Genomic DNA, 23581 nt, shown 5'->3' with positions numbered 1-23581 from the left:
CTCATTTAGCACGTAATTGAATACTATATATTTTTGGAGTTACATAAGGTACATTTGCATCTCTACGTAAGTTTGCACGTAGAATCATTTCATTGTGCTTTTCAATATTTTTATTCGTTTCGTAAATTAACTGGAAGATACAATTCTTTGGCAAATAGTTTAAAACAACTTGTCTTTCATGAATAGCAAAATAACTACGATTATTAGGTGATATATTATGAAATAAAGTATGCGACTCTACAAACTGCATGGATTCAAGATCACCACGAACTCTTTTTTCTTTTGCGAAATTGAATTTACCTATAATCGTTTCAAGCGGTAGTTCTTCTCGTCTTGTATCTACTCTATCTTGCATGTCTCCCCAATGATATAAAATTTGAATCTCATTCCACCCCTTTTCAAATTTCATTGTTACTTCATCATTTACAGGTGCTAATCGTTGACGATTTACATATACAGCATAGGAGCCTAGTCGTTTTCTTGAACCAGTTCCTAACATAGACATTACAGATAAGCTTAATGGTTCATTTCTTGCTTCATCTGCAAATACACAAATACTATATCTGTAGAAGTTATCATCAAACCCGCCACCATCTCTTCTAAGGGATAAAATGTTTCCTTTTGGTATGTAATCTACACGAATTATTTCAGGGCGATTCTGATACTGCTGATCCCAAATACTATTAAGAGGAATTTGACCATTGAACGGGATATAGGTTCTCTCTCTTTTCCATTGATTAATCCCCCTAAATAACTTAGGGTTTTCCAGCTCATCAAACGTTTCTTGTGTTGAGCCTGTTTGCGTATTAAGAATTTGTTCTGAAATTATGCCATCGCCATTATCTTTCATAAGTCGGAACACCTGCATACCATTAATGACCTCTCTTGTTGGCTCGCATTTGCTCGTTTCGATTTGCTTAGTTTCTTTTGTATTAAGAGTTACTACCTTAGCGAATTTTGGCTGTGTATCGTCTGAAGATGACACTGGATGCCAAATTAATTCTTCCAAGCTCTTCGCAGGATCATGCAAAGCAATCTCATACTTTAGCTCTGTGTTAAAAGGAACATCCTCTTTTGTCATAATAGATACTTGCTGAATTGTATCCTTGAATGGAATCGGATTTGTATATAAAATCCCTTCACTGAGGTAGTCCTTTTTATACATACCAATCGTCTTTGCTCCAAAATAGTAATTATAAAAGTCTCCAGATCTTTCATCATAATCACTTTTTTCAAATACAAACTTTACGCCTTGTGCATTGATTTTCTGAAAGCTCCATATTTTAATGCCGGTAATTTTATCTGTTTGCGCTTGCTGATAAATAGGAGAGAACGCTGCTCCATCATTTGTATATTCTAGTTTGATATTAATCGGCTTTCCGTGATGTGGGATATATTCAATATAGTTCAGTTCTTCTACTTCATCAAACATGACAGTCAGTTCAGCTCGCATGACATTACTTGCACTTAACTCTTTGGTTTTAACGATATGCCACCAAGCTGTATTAATATTATCATCAAATGCATGTGTAATGCTTTCCAATGCTTCATTCTTCTGTGATGGCTGTAGGGTTTGAAAGTATGCTTTACTAGGATCAATAATAATTCTTTTTCCTTTTCCAATATTCTCAGACAAGGTTACTTCTTTATTCTGAATGTCTACAAATATAGTACTATTTGCTTTATTCACATCACTAGCATTCTCAAAACTAACGACATAGCTCTCAAAATACTTATAATCACTGTTATTAGAGACTAATAGCAATTCATCTATAGACTTAGAGATATTAGCCAGCTCATGACTTAGTTTGTTTCTCTCTGTTTCTATTAAGTTAAAATCAGTCATAATTTGTGTCGTTTGATTAATAGTAGCATCATAGGCATCTGTTATATCTTGATGTATCTGTGACACATGATTATTATATTTATCAGCATCTGACTTTTCTTTTCGAAATACCTTCACTGGATTAAAGGATGGTGTTCCAGGTCTATGCTCTCGCAGCCATTGTGCAAACTGATGTGTAATAGTCTCAAAAGTAGGATATCTGCCACGAAACAGATATCCTTTTATAATTTCTTCTACTTTTCTTGTGATTTGTATCTTTTTTATACTCATGTAATCACCTTTTCTTAGTCTGGTCTTCTGCAATCTGTATAGTTTACTAAAAGATTAGTTTCTACACGATCACCCTTTGTATTGTAAACAGTTGCCTTCGTTAATTGGAATGTATCCTCAGTATACGTTTCTCGCTTTGTTATTCCCCCGCCTTTTTTAAACCAAATATCAAACATCCAATCTGCAGAAGCTTCAAAATTAAGACCACCAGTTTCTTTTGTAATTGTATAAAATTCATAGTTATAATGAGTAGGATAATTTGAATTATGCCAATACTCTATGCTAGTAATTATGTTATTCTCTTTTAAAGTTGGAATGATATTTTCAGGTCTACTCGTCATTGGATACATATTTAGAGAAGTAAAAACAATGGCATGTTTTACTGCATCATGTCTATATTTATTGTTAAATGTAAATAACCCAAAATTAGGGTCAGTAAACTGATTCCATTCGACTGTAAATTCTTTCCTATCAAGGCCTTTGAGTCTTTCGAAAGACATTACCTTAGATAAATCTATTTCATTCACAGGAGTAAATTCTTGATAGAAAGCAGGTTTTCCATCAGAGTTTAGACCTGTAGAGATTATTGCAACTCTAGCATCCACTTTTGCATCTATTAAGTTTTGAATTAGGATTTTTACATTTTGTTTCATATTATGAAACCATAGATCTTCTAGTTTTTCATAAGTATTAATAGATAACACTATGTCAATTTTACCTATCTCATTAGCTGTGGCGTGTCCTGTTAATTTTCTAGGGAAAAGTTTATGTTTAAACATAGGGACTCTCGGGTACACATCTTCTGTATCTTTTTCCCCTGTAAATTCATATTCCTTTTTGAATTCCCCTGATTCTACAACTAATTTTTTAATCTTATGGAAATCATCTTTCACAGAAAATTTAAAGTCACTAACAAATGAGCTGCCAAAGCAATTCTTGCCACGAGCACTCTTCTTATCGTCACTAGTACTATAAGCACTTGCCTCCGTAAATCTAAGCGGACCTTTTGTACAGTCATTCCCTATGAATGAAAGTGAGTCAGTTTTTACTTCTCCATTTTCATCTATGACACCAAACCTAACAACTACTAGATTATTTTTACTAATTAAATTTGTATCAACAGGAATTGTTTTCGTTAAATACTTTTGATTATTGACTTTTTCTACTTCATTAAAAATCTCTTTGCCGTTAACTCTAACAACAGAAAAGACATTAACAATATTATTAACACTTTTCACATTAACTGTGATTACATGAATAGGCTTCTCAACATTATTTTCTTTATTTGCGCACAATGAATATGGAACATTTGAAAAATCAAGTTTTATATTATCTGATTTTCCTTCTATATTAACATCTACAGGTGTTTCTTTTTTACAATTAACAGCTATCAACTTGAGCTCCCTTGTAGAACTAATACCACTTTCATTTGTTGCAGTTACACTAATTGAGAGAGTATCACCAGGATCAAGTAAAGTTGTGTCTAATGAAAGGTTGTGAGTAAATTCTTTTTTATTTTGCAGCGTTATTACTTCAGGGTCTTTTATGAGTTTACCATTTATTTTTAAAGAACAACTAAATGACTTTATACCTAAAGTATCTGATATATATACGTTTAAGCTTTCAAATAGACTATCTTTAATATTAGGCTTCTCTTCTTGTGTTAGATATTTATTTCCACATAAATCCTTTGGAGCATCTTTAAATTGTATCTCTGGACCATTTGAAGAAATGCCAGTTTCAATAAAGTTTTGAGAAGGACATATCGATTTAATAAAATCTTCGTCTAACCGATATACAATGACATCATCTTTCCCACCGACATAAGGTGCTTTGCTGTAATCAACAGTACCATTATGGAGCCATAAAAGATTATTTACTGATTTCAAAGCCCCTATTGAATGCTCTGGATAGCTTACTCCAGCTGACTTATATTGAATTCCTTGTGACCATCTAGTTTGTTCTACACCCGTCCTATCTCTATAGAGTACACCTAATGCTGTTATTAGAATATTATCTTTGCCAGTGCCACTGATAATTTGAATTGCAGGGCTCTTAAAGAATTTTTCCCATCCCACTTTTACGACGACTTCTCCGTTTTTAGTGGTAAATTTATAATTGTATGCATAAGCGGTTAAAGATATTTTCCTTACCTCAAGTTTATTCGTTACATCATTGTAATACTGAACTAAAATATGAGTTACTAGATTACATGAATAAATATTTCCAGATGGCTGATAAGTAAATGTATCAGGGTTAAAATCACTCATTGTATCACAAGCATGATCAATCCAATCATTCTCAAAAACCGGTATTACATAACTCCCCTTTTCACCTAGACTTGGAGCGGACGAAAAGTCACCTTGGATTGTTTGAGGGAACCAATCTGCATCTTTCTTATCGCTTCCTATTAGGATTTTTTCTATATTTGAAACTTGCCCATGTGTCTTTCCTATGCCTACTGGCCAAATCACATGTGGGTCATCATAATAATCCGAATAGAGCAAACTAACAGCATGGATTTGAAAAGCTTGTTTTGATTCATCATTTCCTGCTGCTAACATTAGCACAGGGCCACTAAATTGCTTACTCCATCCTATTGCAAGTTTTGCACCTGCCCCATTATCTAAAAATGTTAAAGGCAGCGTAGACGCTGGAATATGTATCATTTTAATCTCATGAGAGCCATTGTCGTTATAAAGATAATAATAAAGAGTAATGTCCTCTAATTTATAGCAATCTCGAACCCTCTTTTTGCCTTCATGATTTGTATCTGGTCTACGGCAGTCTTCCACTACAAATGAAAAGCTTTTATTAATAGATAAGTTTTGAGTATCATATGCAGTTATACTAACTGTTACAGAGTCACCTTTTTTAATACCTAAATCAGTAAGTTTTTGATAAGGAGCTTTTACGTATATGCTAGATTCATTAATTCCCATGATACTAATCGCTGGCATCTCTTGTATAGAAACTGGTTGTTTCTTTTTGTTTTTACAGCCACATCCTTCTTGTTCTTCAAAAGCATCTAACCATTCCCCGAAATCCTCTATTTCCATAAGATCTACCTTTGAATCACTAGAATTCATTGCTTGTAATACTGCTTCTTCAGGCTCAAATAATATGCCGTTTATAGTATAACTAATGCTACGTATGGAGGATGAAGATTGAACACTTCCATAAAAAATAAGCTGATCATTTTCACATAAGGTCAAAGGATATTTATCTAAGATAATTGACATACCTTTTGTTTTATCCGGTTCAACTGGTTTATCCTCTTCTGGCATGTTGTCACAAGTTACAACTTCGAATATATATACATCAAACGCCATTCCTTTTTGATCGTATGCTCTCACTGAAATGGTTGTAGTTCCTTTAGGAAGCATAAGAGCTGGTATCGTAAATTCAAAATTTGACTCTGCTCCTGAAATGGATTTGGTTTCTTTTTTCTTTGGTCCAATATACAATTCAGCTTTTGATAAACTATTGTTACTTATTGCTTTGCATTTCAATGTTAAATCTTTATCATCGCACCATTGAGTTGTCTTATTAAGAATACTAACCTTTAGATTTGATGGTTCAATAGTTTCAGTAATTGGATCATCAGGAGTTTCTTTATAAATAATATCAGGAGCTATTGTGTTAGCTTTTTTGTAGCTCTTTTCACTCTCATAACTATTTGAAACATTGCTTATGGTTTGTAAATTAAAGTTATATCCCGTTAACAAAGGACTAGCTTGTGTAAATGAATTTGCTGCTTGAGGTGCAGAAGCATAGTCTTTAAGCATGAATCCTTCTACAGTGTAATCATTTGGTCTACGTCCTAATACTTTTAGTCGCAAGCTGTAGACAGGATATTCTGATTCTAAATAAGCATCTTTTTGTTCTAATTTTTGCTTGGAACTTTCTACAGTTCGGACTGTATATATTTTTGGTGGCTGCTCATCAGAAAGTACTTGATGCTGCAGCGGTGTTATAGGATGCCATGTAGTACCATCATCGATAGAAATAAAATATTTTAACCATTCATAAGAAAGCTCAGGATTCTCAGAGAACATTTGTGGGATATTCTGATTTACGTTTAAAGATATCTTATCTAGTGCCTTATCAAAGAAAAACGGGAATGTAACTAATTCACCTTCTTCTTCGTATTCACATGACCAGATCTCTATATCCCTAATCCCTATGCACCATCTAAAGCCTTCAAATTTTTCTACACCCATATCTATTGTATCTAAGTCGATGCTGTTCATAAGACGATTGATTGTTTCACCAATACTTGTTGCTTTAATATTCGTTTCACCCAATAGAGGATAATTCGCTTCTACACTACTCTCATTTACTTTTACTTCAATACCTAAATCTTCAAGAGAAATCAATGGACCTTCTACACGAGGTGCATATTTATATTTTTTAGTAGCCATATCCATTGCATATTCAGACTTATCTTCTGATTGTGTTTTCTTCTCATAAAAGATATGACCTATATCTGTAATGTATTTGTGAGGTTGCTCAAATAGAATCGAGATTACTTTTGCTTTTACTGGCGCAAAATGAAACTGATATTGATTATCCTTTTTATTTTTAGGTAGAACTGACTTCGGTTGATTCTTGCCATCAGACACTAAAATGTTTTTAATAATAGCAGTCTTCGCTCCGTAGTTTGAAGGAGTATACATATTCAAATTGATTTCGTTAATAACTTTTTCCTCTTTTAATATAATTTGCATATGTAATTTTAAACTACCGTTATCCGCATCCTCAGCCCATTGTATAGTTTGATTACCGTGCACTTGGTAATTCCAACCTAGGTTCTTAGCTACACGCACCTTATCGTGCTCTCTGACATTTACTTTTTCATATTCAAACCATGTATTAGGTGAACCATCTAGCACTGCTGAATAGTCACTATGGTTGTTTTCTTCTCCTAAGAAAGTAGGAATATAGTTCTTATTTGTTAGAATATCATCCGTAACACTATGTATTTCTGTATTGTTACCTGGAAATCCATTTGATTCAGTACCAATGATAAACTTATCCTGCTTACGATTACCAGCAATAATAGTAACGCTAGAATCTAGAGCTACATTTTCTCTACTCTTTTGAGGCAATGTTACAGCGCCATTCACTATTTCTAATGGCTTCCCTACAATACGGCTATAGTCTATCTTCTCTTTATTTAAAAAGTCATCCCTACCGAATTTAATATCATCTTCACTTTTTTCTGCATAGATTTCTAAATCTCTCATTTTATCAAAAATGTTTTCATATTGATTATTAAGAATTTCATGCTGCACAGTATTGTGATTGAAGTCTGTATATAGTGACTGCCCTATGATATCCATCTCTTGAAACAATAGTTCAAGATCCTGCTTAATTTCCATCATCATTTGATTAAAATCTTCACTCCAAGGAGGACCGCCTTCTGGTGCAAATCGAGGTACCATATTTGGTTTCCCTACAGAAGTAAAGAACTCTTGAAATGAGTTAAATACAGATGCAATAAGCTTTGGCTCTGATTGAATAGAGTTATCTTCGAATTTTTGCTTTGCTCGTTCAAACATTTGGCGGGCTTGCAAATAAAGCATCTGAGAGTTATTTTTGATTGGCTTACTCATGTTAAACCTCCTGATCGTATGATTGACACTTAATACTATAACTATATAAAGCTGGCGTAACTGATTCGTCCTCCATGCTATTTCGACGCAGGATTGCTTTTAATCTAATATCAGTTGTCACATAGTAATAATCAACAGTAATGTTTTCAATTTTTGCTCCATCGATAGGCCTACCGAAAACAATTGTTTTTCCTATTTGTGCGAATGTTTTCCCTTCGTTTTCAGTGAGCCTTTCAGTGTCGTATGTGTTTGTAGCATGGTTTGTTATGTTTTTAAATTCTTCGCCATTTACACGAACAATGATAGGAAATTCAGGTGTTTTATTTTCATTCTGAGCATAATGATTTTCCTTTTCGTTGTACTTAAAAAGGGAGTTTCTAAATAAATAAGGACTATGCTTCAGCTCAATTGCATTATTAAAATCGGCTGACTCAAAACTTTCTCCTGTATCGCCATTTACATCTATATACTGAGTTGGTGTAATGTTATTTTCGTAATCTAATACAACTACATACGCTTCATCTGCTGGTTTATAATCGACAGTATAAATACTAGATGCAGAGTAATACTTACTAAATATACCTATCTTCTTTCCATCGTTTGAAATAATGTACGTCTGCGGATCCATGGGCACTCCATTTCTCCTTAATACAACTGTTTTGTTTGATACGATTGGAAATCTAAAGCTATATTGAATTAAAGATTGCCCCTTAAATTCAGGATAATCCCCTTGTATCATATCTCCAGACAACAGTTCTCCATACACGTACTTTTTATCATTTGGCAAAATAGGAATCCAATCCGACGCATTAGGATTTTTCTTGTATGTTATATAGTATTCTATATCTGTGATTTGAGCAGTATTTATACTCCCAAGTTCCTTTGTAATTGGATCAGATACCGCATTATCTATTTCAATATGATGATGTTTTTCAACCGTGCTTAATCCTATCTTATTTGCGTTACTTGATAAGGGAAGTGGTTCAGTTACCATTATTGAATGGTTTTTGTACTTACGTCCAAAGATGGAGATATTGTATGCACCATATAAATATGAAATCTTATTAACTGCCTTCCAACTTTTCTTTAATTCCTCATCATTATTAATAGCATTATCTTTATCCTTTGATAGTGCTTGCAACTTTAAGAGCATTGGATTTTTATAATCACCCATCCTTATAGCTTCCATTGCACGTTTAGCACTTTCTAGCACTCCACTTTCATTGACACTAAGAGCCCATTCTTTAAGCTTTTCCAAGTAAACAGACCATCCTGTAATCTCATTCTTTTTATCAAATTCCGCAATGGTTTCATTCGGATTTTTATAATCAGGTATCAATTGTTCTGAAGAGGATAATTTTCTCCATAGCTGCATGTTTTGTGCTTCATCTTTGTTGACGATAAAATTCTCACTTACATAGTTTTCTTGCCGTAGTAATATTTTAATTTTGGACACATCAACTGATGGAAACTGAAATGTCATAAGATTTACTGACTTTTTGTTTCGTTGCATGGGGTTGATATGATTCGGAGAAATTAACTCGTACATTTTTCCATTCATATCTTCTGTTTCATAACCATAGATGCTAACAATCTCTAATGGGTATGCACAAAATGGTTCAAAATGAATATCCGAGACAGTAGTAACGCCATTCAAAGTTATCTCTAACTCACATAACGCTCCGTCCTTAGGGACTTCTTCATAGTCATTTTTCCATAAGTCATTAATATTTTGTTTAATTGGTTGATCTACTAAAATACTTTCTGCCCAATATGTATTTAGTGAGCCATCTATAGCTTGGTCAATTGTATGATTCGGATTTTCACTAGGATACCCTGTTCTATTTAGAACATTTATATGAGCAAGTTTACGGCCATAGTTTGTTCTTAGCTGGTCAATGGTTTCTACTCCAGCTAACTGCAAAGCATCACCAACATTTTCAGCAAGAAATGTTGAGTCTAAATATTTATCAAAACGGTCTTTTCTTAGACTTTGTAATACTGTTTCATTGGTTTCTATATACTCTGGTGCCTTAAATTGCTCATGGATTCCATCAACGAAGCCATCAGTATTTTTCATAATTAACTTGTAGCGATTTACTTTTGTCTGTAATGCATAGACGTTTTTTCGGATACTTGCTAATAATGACTTAGATAACAATTTGTTATCAGCAATAAGCCTATCGATGGTTGAAGAAGCTTCAAATAATGTAGCTAAGTCAAATGCGATTTCGTCCATATTTGCGTTATATGCTTTTGAATTTGTTTGCTTAGACTGTGTCCTTGCCTTGAAAGTAGGACCATTACTTTTTCCATCAAGCTCTGATAATAACTTTTCAAGTTCAGCCTGTAATTCATAATTTGTTTTGATCTTACCTTCTTTTTGCTGAAGCTCTAATAACTCAATTAGTTTTTTTCGTTGAGTAGTAGGCATAGTAATTAAAAAATCATCTAGAAACTTACTCATATACTACATCCCTTCTTTAGTTTATAAAGTAAACAAGACAGCCGAAGCTGTCTATTTACTCACAATACCTTGCTTCCCGTCAAATGGAACATAGGCTTTTTTTGTTTCGTCCCATTTCTCTACGACAAAGTGACTTAAATAAGGATGATCAGCATAAGAAAAAGTAACATTAGCCATTCCATCTTTTACTTGTACTTGCAGTCCCTTAGGGGTAATGCCTTCCTTAACTACATCTTGATGATTTCTCATAATTGAGAAGTCTGCTGTCCAGTTGGCACCTTTCATTGACTGCATATCTTCTTGAACAGATTTTACGCCGTCCTCTAAATCGAATAAAATCTGTGTGATTTTACTATTTTTTTGAACCATTTGCTGCAAGAAGATATACAAGAAGTCTTCAGGTATATCTTTGAATTGCATTTTGACTGGAAAATATAATACCCAATCTGTATGAGCTACTGCACTTAAAGATACAACACCTTTTTCTGTAATTGTACCTGTAACAAAACGGTTGTACTCATCACGGGCTGGCATTCCACTTGAAGTTAACACACTAACATCACCATCAATAAACTTCACACCATTTGGCTGAATCACAGTAAAGCTCTCAGCTTCTATATCTACATTATATTTATGTGGAACAAATAACTCTTTATTGATTCTCTCCACGTTAGCAAGTGCCATTTCTTGAAGTTGTCTTAATCTATAATCTAACTTTAAGCCCTCTTCAATATTTACATCGACAGAGGCTACAGCATTATTTAGCTCTTCAAAGAATACTCCTTTTGTTAGCTCACCACCACCGCTATTTCCAGTGTTATTTCCAGTATTTGAAGCGATTTTATAAATCTCTTCTTTTAATTGTCTTAATGTGTCTTCTAATCGCTTACCTCGGCCGGCAGTACTTTCAAAACAAGCTGTTGATATTTCAGTTAGTGCTTCATCTGCACGAATAAGAGCAGTTAAAGCATTATTAGATGTGGTGTCAAACTTAGATGACAGGTTTAAGATTTTGTATTTTTCTCTCTCCCAGTCACTCAGACTTTGATTCATCTCACCGATTTTTTCCTCCAGCAAGTTCACAAATGCGATTAAATCTTTGGAATTATGTATAGGCATTTCTAATACCTCCCTTTCATTATCTTATCATGAAATGCATTACATCAACTACTAAATTTCATGAATTTCTGTTGTATCTTCTAACAACGATGGCGATACATTCAATTTTACATAATCAATTAGAATAGATCCTTTTCTTACTTCTTTTGATTTGTTTAATATAATACTCATTTTATGCACATTGGCTTGTAATTTTATAGATTGTTTATAAACCATCCATTGAGATTGGTTAATTGATACCAATGGAATCTCTTCTTTTTTGCCATTATCATATATTATTTCTATTCTACCTAAGCTGCGTTTTGTGGCTGTTTGCTCTTTTATTGCTTTAATCTCTAAACCATATTGTTTTGAAGATATTAAATGCCCAGGTAAAGTAATTCCGTATTCAGCTTCACCGCTTACTCGTAGTGCATAGTTATCGCCAGTTCCTAAGAATGTATTGATAACTTCATAGTCACCTTTGCTTATAGAGCTATCATAATAACCAATATGCTGATTATATAGAAACTCATGATTTGGAAGAATATTAAAGTTATCTTCCTGTTCGCTTTCATTATAAAACTCAATAATAGGAAGTGTTCCATACGACTTATGCTTTGCGACAGCTTGCTGTATTTCAGACTCACTAAATCCATTTGGATTATCATTTGACCTTAAAATACTTCTTGGCAGTCTGATAATGATAACACCATTCTCTTGATAAGCTTCTCCATCAAAGTAACCAATGTCCCAATGATATAGTGATTCTTTATTTACTTGTTTAATAATTTCCCTTGATAAGGATTCGTCTAGTCCCCCGCCTTTTGTTCTTGTATCAAGAATAGTTATGTTGTCTTTTGATGTGCTATTAGACTGTAGCATTACTTTTCCTAATCGAAGCAAGGTTGGATTATATTTTCGATCTTTTGGATTAAACCAAAACTCTTCATCTGTATGGAAAAGGACCTTCTTACGAACTGATCCTGTTACAAGTTTGCCATGTAAACTAGGGTTAGTTAAATCAACTAATCTAACTGCAGAAGGGCATATATACACATGAATTTGTTTCACTAGCAATTCTAGATTACTAGTTCCTTCTTTTTTTACTTTAAACGGCTCTGTATCACTTTCAATAGGAATCCATCTATGGAAACCATTTTCAGCTACTGTGTGACGATGTCCTGGTGTTGGGTTTAAATCTAAATGGAAGAATGATTCATTCTTTTCAAAGCCTCGATATGTATACCATTCTTCTTTGTATGCGTATTTTATATATACCTCATCTTGCTCTCCTATGCGATCTAATAAATAAATAATTCCCTTCATTGCGTCTACATCAGCTACTCGGAGATTTCGTTTATGATTCCCTCTAATTGAATAGACTTCTAGATAACTAGTTTTTTTGGGTGAGCTTAATAGAATTGGAGTATATCTTGTTTGTATGGAATACTCATTTAATATCATTGGCCGTTCTTTATCCACTAGTATAGTGGCATTATTGTAGAATTCTTGATTCGTATATTCTGGAAGACTATACTCCAAATCCACCTCTACGATATCATTTGGCGATTTTACCATTCCCAATAGCTGCGGATACGCAATGTATATTTCAGGCGGTCTTTCTATTGAATTTAACTCATGATAAGGTAATCGCAACCGCTTCAAAAATCTTCCGCTTTTCACTCGAACATACCAGTTTTCTTGTTCTATATTTTGTTGTTCAATTCTAGGTTTTTCAATCTCAATTTTCCTCTGCTCTTCTACTTTGATAGCGAATAAAGGAACTGCTGATAATTGTTGAAAAGTTGTCCAAGCTACTACATCCACATGAATAGAAGGATTTAGCTTCCCTTTATCAGTTAATATGCTTTTTAACCGAAGACGATTAACACCTATCTGATCTTGAAACTGATCCACCGGTAATCGAATAAATCCATTTTTAGTACATCTAAATCTGTAATTAACTCGATACTCTGCATTCTCTACAGAAGCAGTTCCATCGGCTGATATTCCGTTTACTTTCCCACGTTCAATTCGCAAACAGATTTCATCTAGTGGAATATCTTTAGGTATTTCAAGAAATTGATAAACGCCTATGTCACCAAATATCTCTACAATGCTTTTCAAGCCATCTGATTTTAATATCTCATTATCCTCTAATGTATAAGGCGTCCCTATTACTCGTATGGGAGGAACTTTTGGTATAACCTTTAATTTGTTTGGCTGCTCTAGCTGGATAGAAACATTCTCTCCAGTTAATAAAACTGGTTCATTCCATGTGAAGTCTTTTACAGTTGATGGTATCTGCTCAGTAGGAAGCACACTTGGAACAGTGGAAATTGTATAATGTCCATCTGCATGATACTCTATAAAGCCTGTTCCTTTTATTGTTAGACCATTTTGTTTAGTTGTCCATTTGGATCTGACTACATTACCTGTAATGGGGTCATTAGAACGCCCATACACGAAGTGTGTCCTAGGGTCTATGCTAATAGTAAATTCACCATCTGATTTCCCGTAATATGTGAAGACTTCATAAGTCGCATCACCTAATTGTTTAGCCTTACTTTTAATTGATGCAGCCATCAAGTCTTCCACTGCATAATTAGAAAGCTTTTTGTCCTTCGTATCTGTTAATAAGATATCTTTTTTCTCTGTGCAAATTGTATCTACAATCACGTCAGCCATTTTAAAGTCGTACCATAGTGTATTTCTTTGAGAAGCAGAAAAAATACCATATGAGCCTTTTTGATGCGTACTATCTTTCGCTTGGCAAACTAATTGTCCTAGTTCGTCTGATTCAGGATTATCAGAAATGAAAATACGGAACCAATCACCAGTTACAACTACGGTTAATTTATAATCTTTTCCATGCTCCCAGCCCTTACTAACATATGATTCAGACGTATTTGTTATATCTTTAAATGAACAGTTCGTTTTATCGGTAGGATATCTACTTCCACTATTCCATGAATCTTGATTCGGAGATGGTGGTAAAGCACTTGGCAAAGCTTTTAGAATTCGTTTATGATTTCTTCCAAATCCACTACTTAAATAAGCTTCCCTACTATTGGTTGTATTCCACGTATTATTATTAACCGGACTAAAGGTTTTCATAGTAAAGCCATATTCGTTAAGAATAACACGATCACATGGTTGTATTTTGCCAGCAACATCCTTGCCGTGCTCTTTTGTATAAGTTTTTTCTGTTGTTGATTTTTCATCTTTCTCCCAAACAAACATGTAATAATTTTGTGCATCTTGTACACGGAACATAAGTCCAATACAATCATCATCAATGGAATCATCCATTTTCACTTTTACAGAAAATTGATAATCTGTTTTCTCCATCAGATTAATTGTTTTACCATTAATCATTTCATTTCTTTGATAGAATCCACAAACATCATTTTGATTTTCTAAATACTGAATTACATTCTTTTTCATAGATGCAATATAAGAATACTGCCACTTACTTAAATCATTAGAAATCCCTATCGTAGACCATTTGTTTTTATCTAGCACATCTAATACTTTAGTTTCTCTTTCTTTTTTAAAGGCAACATCTGCACATACTTGCCAGTTTGTTTTATAATCCATTTTCTTTTCAGTGAAGCCTTGTCCGTTCGCTTCCCATGTAAATCCCCATTTTGTTTTTTGGCGCTCTGGGATAATGGTACAGCGATGAAGGATTGGTTCATCTTTAATCTTCACATTATCTTGAAGGGCATTCTTCCAGGGCTTCACATTCAATTGCTTTACTTTTGCTTCTGCAGCATGCGACATAACCTCATTGATCTGACTTTCAACTTCATTATTATCTACAATGGTTGTTATGTTATATAGAAGATTCCCTTGTCCGTCTTCTATGAAGTATTTTGCATCCATTGGAACACTTGGCGTACCCATTGGTAAAGATAACTCAATCATATCTTTTGCATTTATTTTCCCACCATCTAAAGACAATCCAATATTCTTCCATTCGCCAGTGTATTCTTCTTTTTCATTTGCAAGCAATGCATCGTAATTCATTACCCAATCTGTGATATGCCCAACACTTACTTGCATTTCTTTTCCATCGTCATTTTTATATTTTGCAACAATTCGATGTGAAAATATTTTAGGTGTTCTAGGATCGGATTCAGACCTTTGAGCAACAATCACCTTATGACCTTCCCCATTACTATGGGGGACTACCGCAAAGATTTCTTTATCTGGATTATCTACAGATGCTTGGCGAACCTCTTCTTCAGTTTTTTGGTCAAATGCACTTATGCCATTGATAATTCGTAGTTTCCCACCTTCAAGCATTTGTCTAGATAGCTTATCCACTTGAATCTCATTATTTTTATCTGTATAAAACTCTATGCTTTTTTCTACAGCTTGTATACTTGAATCTTTTACGATCTTATCTATGTGATTATAGCGAATTTTAATGGTATTATTCTTGTCTGTATTCTTATGAAGATAGACTTGTATACTATAAATTCTTGGATTTTCTTTATGTGGTATTACATAGATATCATACTTGTAAGAATCATCTAACAGATTTCCGTTCTCATCTGTTAATTCTATTTGCTGCCCTGTATATTTTTCTTTTTTAAATACACCATTTTCATTTGCAATGGCAGTTTTACTATCATAATGAAAATCTATTTCGAACTTATAATAAAGAGCACTTTCAGTTTTATACTCATTCTTTTTGAACTTCCGAGTAACATTAATCTTATTGCTTGGAAAGACTCCTTTAGGTGGCCGAGGTTTTATTTCGTCCTCATTAACAATATCAACGTACTCCAATTCCCCTGCTTCATTTGCAACTACAATTGATTCTAATTGATCTTTTGTGATTACATTATCGGCTGTATATGAAGTATCAATTAATGATAAATTCTCTTCAATCTGTACCTTTGGCACATGAATATAAGCTAGATTAACATCGCCTTCTGGCACTTCTTTTCCTAAGCGCATAGAATAGGTATTATTAGAGAGCTTGCTCTTATAGTCATGCAAATCTAACCCCTGTTTTTCTCTTTCAAGAGACATGAAAGAACCTCCTTTTATATGAGAAAAAGCCAAAGGGGAATTTATCCCCCAATGACTTTTATATATACATAGCTTGCTGCTTGCTCAAAGCCCATATCATATGAGACTTTAATCATAATTTCACCATGCTTTTCTTTTAATCCACTTAATATGAACTCAGCTTGTCCAAAATCATTTGTTATGACCTCTTTTTTACGTGCATTTCCATGCGTATCTCTATATTCAATATTTATTTTTTTATCTTTCATAACAGGATTCCAACTAGAATCTCTTAGTGTCATTTTAATAGTCGCATAGTCGTCTACACCTGATAAGATAGCCAATTTAGGAGCAACTACATCGATATAGAATCTTTCTTTTTTATTTTCTGCATAATAGTTTAATAACAACTCTTTTTGCAGATCATTACATTCTATACGGTATATACTAATCAAGCCTTTTGGTGGAGCTGGTGTATCGTAAATGTATACCTCACCTGCTTCATTCGTAATAAACTCCGCATCTATTGGCTTATCGTCTCGATAAATTTTCACTATTTTATTCGGGCAAGGGTTATTGTATTTATCTAAAATACTAACAGTTACAAGAACCTTTTCCTTCCCTGAATTAGAGATTGTCTTATCTGATAAGTGAGCTTGTATTACTTTTGCATCTTGCTCTCCTGTTTCAGATAGATATAAGAATCCAGTGTGGTTATGAGTTAACAAAGGATTTAAAATAATTTCTTTCGCACGATAGAAAGGTGTCTCTTTTGCTGACTCATAAATGACTTTCATATTTTTCATCTTATTTTCTTCATAGTTATTGTGTAAAATAATTTGAGCTGAATCGGTTTCTAGGTTTGCATTTATATCAAGAATGTAGCTATATAATAAAATGTAACGCACTTCTATTATATCAGTTACATTAATTTCTTTCATAAATTCAATAGCTGAAACTTCCTCATGAAAAATCAAATCATTCGCTTCAATAAGACTTCCATTTAGATAAACCTTTAACGTTTCTTTATCAATGCCTTTGTAGTTTAAATAATATTTTGCATATCCATTTCCATGAAAGACCTCTTTATTTTCTAACGTTAAATTCCAGTTATCATCATAAAATGTTACCTTCCTCAAAGTATTACCTTGATTATCCTGCACGATGATTGGACAACCTTGCTGTGGTCTTGGTTGAATCACAATACTATTGTTTTTATCAGGAGTTACTATATATTCTTTTTTCTCTGCATATAAGTAATGCTCCCTTTCTTGATGATAATAATATCCATTGTGCACAAGCGGATGCCAAGGCAGCGGTCTAGCTTTTTTCACTTGAGCAAATAGTTTATATCCAAGATAAGGTGTTAAGTATTTAGGATGAATACGTTCAAAGTCTTTACCCGGCCTAGACCAGTGCAAACGAATAACAGCTTGCCCTACATTATCAAAGAAATTCGCCCTAATTGGATACCATTTACCACCTTCCATATATACAGAAGCTTCATAAGAAGGGAAGAAGTCTTCAGCTGAAGTAATATGCCATTCATTGATAAGCAACTTATCAGCAATCCATAATCTAAAACCGTCGTTTACTTGCGCTTTAAAACGATAATATCCTGTTTGCGGTGCATAAATATATCCATTCCAACTTACAGTAAATCCGTCATTTGGATCTGACTCTGTTGGTGGCTGAAGAACCGGAACCGTTGGTTCATTCTTAGAAGGATATTTATTTTGATTTGGATCAGGTATAGGTGGATTCTGTCCCCTTACTGTTGCAAATAATCTTGATTGACCATATGCAGTCATCTTTGGTTTTTCAGATGGCTTCCACTGCGCAATTCTACACATTAAGTTAACCCATATTTTCATTTCATTATCACTCAATTGTTGTCTAAAACGCCCATCACAATAATAAGTGCTATCTCCAGCTTCTGAGTAATATACGTTATCAATATAGCTTAACCATGGTCGATTTTCATGGGCAAATTTATAGATAGGTATCCCATTCAAACATTGGTTCCAGTGACTCACACTTACGTCAATTGTTCCTGTAAGTGGGTATGGATAATTGAATGACGGATCAATCAAAGTAATCTTATCACCACGTGTATATGGTTCATAATTAGCTTTTTTAAATCCAAACTCTTCAAGTAGTTTGACTGTATTTTTAATGTTACCAGATATCGTATCATGACTAAATATGATTACTTTATTAGATGATGCTTTAAACTTACGAACAAAATCAATCATGTCATCTGAGAAATCTGTCCCTGCATTACAATCCGCAGGAGTAAATGTAAGCACATCAAAATCCTCGACCTTATATTTATTCCAGTTTTGGTACACATCTTGCACTATCTCGATGTTTTTTGATATATCAAAGTAGCCATACCTTTTAACAGCTTCTTGAATAGATGTATGGCCGAGAGGATTTGCTTCCAGAACAGATGGAGACAATTCTAGAACTCTAATTTTTTGAAACTCCTTAAAGTAAACTTCGTAATCACTCGCATCATTTCTTATATAGTATTCTGTTGATACGACAAAACGTGGCTCTAATTTGACTGACTGACAGAAGTTCAAATATTCCTTCTCGAATTTTTCTTTCATGACTTCTTCATCTAATTCAATTTCATAGAAAGCTTCTTCTCCCTCAATTACTTTGCGCTTTTTTGTAAACTGAAGGTGTTTTCTAAATCCTGGTCTTTCTTTTGGTGTCACTCTCTTATAAGTCTGCAACCAAAAATCCCAGAAATACGTATCCGGATTTGAATAAGTAATCGGCCCCCATGCGCCTGATTTGTAGGTGTTATCTTTATCAATAACTTCCAGCTTCAATTTACCATCAACATAAACTTGAAACTTATTTCCGATTACACTAACTTTTACATCATGTGTATAAAACTTACGATTAGGAATGGTCTTATTATCTGAACCATCTGGGTCCCACCATTCTGGATCATGAGCCAATCGTACTTTACTGAAATTCAAGTGCCCTTTTCCTACTTGGTCAGGATTTTTACAAGTTAGTTTATAAATAGCCATACCATTTATCCCCGCTCCGCCTGCGTCCCATTCAAAGGAATAGCCTGAGCATGTTTCAGGATTAAAACGAAATACACAGCCATAAAGGTCATCATCCCACAATGTTCTAGATTCTACTTTAAATGAAAAAGCATAATCTTTTAATTCCACATGTTTTGGGTTATACCAACCAGAATAGTATCCTTGGTTAATTAAATTAATTACTTTATCATATCCAGCTTCAGGTGGGCCATGCCAGTCACCAGGTCCATCTATATGATTTCCCTTTGTATCAAATACTTTATCAGGATGCTGATCCCATTGTTTCCATTCACCTGTAAAGTTTGATATATCAACCGCATTTCCAACTGGATACACGACTTCCATGTCTACATCCACATCAAATTGAATATCTTCAGGCAAGAACATAGACATAGCGCTAAAGGACTCATCTGCATGAAGCTTCTTAGGTGAACGATATCCCCAGTTAAAGCATAAAGAACCTTCATAGAATGGATCATTGTAATTTGGGTTTTCTTTCTTCATTGGAATATCTTCTTGAAAATCTAATTGAGTGTACTTTTTCTCCCCTAAATAATTGCGCTTAGTAGGATCATGAAGCTCATCTATGTGATATGACTGGAAATGAACCCAATCATATAGATTTAATATATCTTTATTAATCGTAAGAGTATGGTCTTTTATTTCATACTTTTTACTATCTAATAGAATTCCATTCAAATAGATTTCCTTATAACTACCCAGCTCATTAATTTGAAATACATTATGTATAGACCCTGTTGCATATTTGATATTAATCGTACCGGGACGTATTCCGCTGCCGTGTAGTATTACAACATCATCTTCTAATGTCCATCCATTATTCTTATCTTGTGAGATAAGGGTATTACCTACTTTTACATGAAGTATTTTAAATGCCCCACTTGCTTGAACTGGAATTTCGATTTTATCCATATATGATTTAATTTCATAGGATTGTGTCCATTCTTGATAATCACCTTGCACTTGCCATTTTTGTTCATAGGTTTGTGAAGTTAATGGGAATCTGTAATACGAACCAAATAAGCCATCTTCTTTCCCTTTCTTCTCTTCAATCCAAACCTTTATAAACTCATTATTACTTGTTACTTCAATTCGCTCTATGAATGTATTATCAGGGTCATAATCCTTTGCGACATTAGAATCATATGGATTCAGTTCTAATGGATTTTCTACAACAGTGATATCACTCATATTAGCTTGTAACGTTTCTTTCGATTCCACCCAATTAGAGTACCAATCTGTATACCAGTTGTATGCATCCGTATGATTTGAGAAGAAATCTACCTTTGTTCCTTTTGGATTCAACTTATATTTCACCCTAGGATTATTAGGAAACTCTTTGTCGTATATGTCAATAAACGGACCTTTTAATGTCTCCATATCTAAATTATCAGGGAAGAATACAACTTCTGTAGAGACATTCACCATATCAGCTTTTCCTGATCCATCTCCAAAGAACGGGCGCTTTCCGTTTACTTTTCCATATCCAATATACTTACCGGAAGACCAAGGAACCCAGCGTGGATTCTCCTTACAATGGATAACAATATTATCATTCTCATTGGAGGTTAATACAATTGGCATGCCAGATTTCCCCTCTTGTGCAAGAGATTCTGGTCGTTTATCTGCTGATTCTGTTGTTAATGTTGGATTGCTTTCATACCACATTACAACATCAGCGCTATTGGAAAACGCATCAAGTAAGAAGTGAATAACTTCAAAAGTATCAGGCATCCTGTCTTCTTTATCAGTAGGATGATAGAAATGTTCAGGACATGGTGGTATATGTGAAATTAAATCTTTATCACTTGTTATAATGCCAGAGTTTTTTATATCTGCTGGGAAAATAGCTTTATACCATTCTGTTGTTTTTGCAATGACTTTTGTTCCTACTGGAATCCTATCGAAATCATCTCTGTTTGCCCATTTCACTTTATCGTACTTAGGGTTTATTGTAGCTTCAATTGGTGTCATTTTATAATATGTCCACTTGTTTGGCTTAAAGGATGCTAGTGGATTAAATGTTACCCATCCGTTATACGCAAACACTTTTTCTTCAAAAGTCTTCTTCAACTTTTCAATCGGGAACGTACAGCTCCACATGACTAATCTGATTCCATCGAAATCAAAATCATCCCAACATTCATCAATAATTTCATCAGGTGGTTTAACTACCGGATCATCAATTCTACATCCGCCATCCGATTCTTCAGGCTCCACATCTGGCGGAACAGGTTTAGGTTTCTTAACTGGCTTAACTAATTCATATTTCTCTTTCTTGTTAATGTAGTCCTCTCGATTAAAGAATTCATTATAATCATCTCTAAATACTTTTTTAATGTCATCGAACACTACTAGAGCTGTATTGAAATCTCTATGATCAGGAGTTACTTCTACTATTCCACATCGCACGTAACATTTTGCATATTTTTTACCTGCATCAGGTGGATTGTTATTTCGTGCTATAATTTGTCCAGTTTTCCCTGTAATGATTAACGTCCCTGTTTTAGGGTCTACTACCTGTCCACTTATATCATCCATAATAAATCCGGGTAGGTTCATCTTTTCGCTAACATAATCCTGTGCATTATTTGCAAGAATTTGATCGCCTATCCCATTGAACTCAAAGTATTCACTATAGTTCTGAGGGAATCTACCACTATAATCTTTCCATGTAGTGTAGTCTTTAGCATGTACTGTGATTGGTCCATTCCTGCCCGCAACATCTATTGTTCCATTTTCAGCAACACGGGTATAACCATGTATATAAAAGATATCTACTTCTCCATAGCCGACATGAGCTGCGTCACATTTTCGCCTGAATCCAACATCATTATCTACATACCATGCTGCTACATCTGCTATCCTTTTATTTGGCTCATCAGTTGTATTCCATCCAGATTCAGGAATACGTCCCTCAATAATCTTATATTCTGTAACTTTAACACCATGGAATTCAACAGCTTGTGACACGTTAAGCATCCCAAAACTACCGTGTCCCCATTCAGTATTAAAATCATAGCATTTTACATAAGATGCTCCTCTGTTTTGCCTAACAAATATTTGCACATTACTACCATTGGTTTTAATTTTAATACCATGCATATTAAACATAGTCCAACCAAATCCGTTGCTTAAATCATCTATCCATACTCTTCGCATAACACCGTTTGTTACCTTATAGATGCGCTTGTGCTGTTTCCCCCATCCCATGTTATCACAATAATGGGACCAGCTATTGTTTCCTTTAATAACAGACCTATCTATATAGGTATCTTTATCGTTGAAAATATCAATACCATCTAAGTCATTTGCAGCACGAGAAGACTTATGTATACGTTCTTCTGCTTCCCAAAGCATCATATAAAAGTTCTTAGGATCTTTAGCTTGGAAGATTAGTCCAACAACATCATCATCCCAACAAGGGGCACTATAAAAATTCCCTGTACTCCAGTCATATCTTAATGTTTGTCCGAAAATGCCTGCTCCATCATTCTTAATACATTTAAAATCAAATTCTGTTTCATATGCATTCCATGACATCATGTTTCTTGAAATGACACCTGAGAAAAATGGACGGTTTAGACCATCTAATACATAACTCCCATCACCAGATAGATGCCAAGTTGTTTGATTGTCATTATATCCAATATAAATACCTTTATCAGACGTAAATAAGTCTTTTACATCTCCATAGTCTTCGAGTTTATACATACCTTTCCAATCAACTGCATATTCAGCTGTTCGTTTATCTCGAATCCCTGTATGACCTTTCCAGTTAAAGGAGTACTGCATGTTTAATCGCCACACTTCGGCTTCAAAGCAGGCCTTAGCTTCCCAAAGTCTTTTTACTGGTAGCTCTTTTGTTTCTTCTATTTCATAAGCAAGAGTCTTTTCAGGATGTGCATTCACTTCAAACTGATAGGGCTTTTCATTATATTTTTCTAACAGTCTTCCGTCATAGCTAATTCCATATTCAAAAGGAATTTCTGGGTAAATCATTGTCTCGTGTTTTTTCTTTCCACGTAAACGGGCAGCGTATTGAAAATCTTCTACAACATCTTCTTTCTGAGGGCTTTTTGTAAATAGATCATCATTATCTCCAATACCTGAATGTATGGCATTTCTTTTATGTTTTGCTTTTGACACTCCTAAACCCCCT

6 protein-coding genes are annotated in these 23581 nt (G+C 34.2%); all 6 read right to left on the bottom strand.

From position 1 onward, the window contains the following. Position 1: 1 nt before the first annotated feature. From NST86_RS34045 to NST86_RS34020, 6 genes are read right to left on the bottom strand one after another with little or no spacing between them, the layout of a single operon-like run. Entirely contained in the window at positions 2-2116 is a 2115-nt protein-coding gene (locus tag NST86_RS34045; RefSeq protein ID WP_340935659.1) for a hypothetical protein, read from the bottom strand. Positions 2117-2130: 14 nt separating this feature from the next. Beyond that, a complete protein-coding gene (locus tag NST86_RS34040; protein ID WP_340935658.1) occupies positions 2131-7734 on the bottom strand; it encodes a vWA domain-containing protein in 5604 nt (1867 codons plus the stop codon). A 1-nt stretch (position 7735) separates the two neighbouring features. Continuing rightward, the gene (locus tag NST86_RS34035) at positions 7736-10201 is read right to left on the bottom strand and encodes a hypothetical protein (protein ID WP_340935656.1); all 2466 of its coding nucleotides are present in this window, start codon (positions 10199-10201) and stop codon (positions 7736-7738) included. Between the two features lie 51 nt (positions 10202-10252). Then, on the bottom strand, positions 10253-11320 hold the full coding sequence (locus NST86_RS34030) for a hypothetical protein (RefSeq protein ID WP_340935654.1): 1068 nt from the start codon (positions 11318-11320) through the stop codon (positions 10253-10255). Between the two features lie 51 nt (positions 11321-11371). After that, the gene (locus tag NST86_RS34025; RefSeq protein ID WP_098685532.1) at positions 11372-16348 is read right to left on the bottom strand and encodes a hypothetical protein; all 4977 of its coding nucleotides are present in this window, start codon (positions 16346-16348) and stop codon (positions 11372-11374) included. A 41-nt stretch (positions 16349-16389) separates the two neighbouring features. Then, a complete protein-coding gene (locus tag NST86_RS34020; protein ID WP_340935650.1) occupies positions 16390-23568 on the bottom strand; it encodes a PA14 domain-containing protein in 7179 nt (2392 codons plus the stop codon). Between the last annotated feature and the right edge of the window lie 13 nt (positions 23569-23581).

This window comes from Bacillus sp. FSL L8-0199 (assembly GCF_038005705.1).
Classification (GTDB): domain Bacteria; phylum Bacillota; class Bacilli; order Bacillales; family Bacillaceae_G; genus Bacillus_A; species Bacillus_A cereus.
The sequence above is the reverse complement of the archived record's forward strand: the minus strand, read 5'-3'. Positions and strand labels throughout refer to the sequence as shown.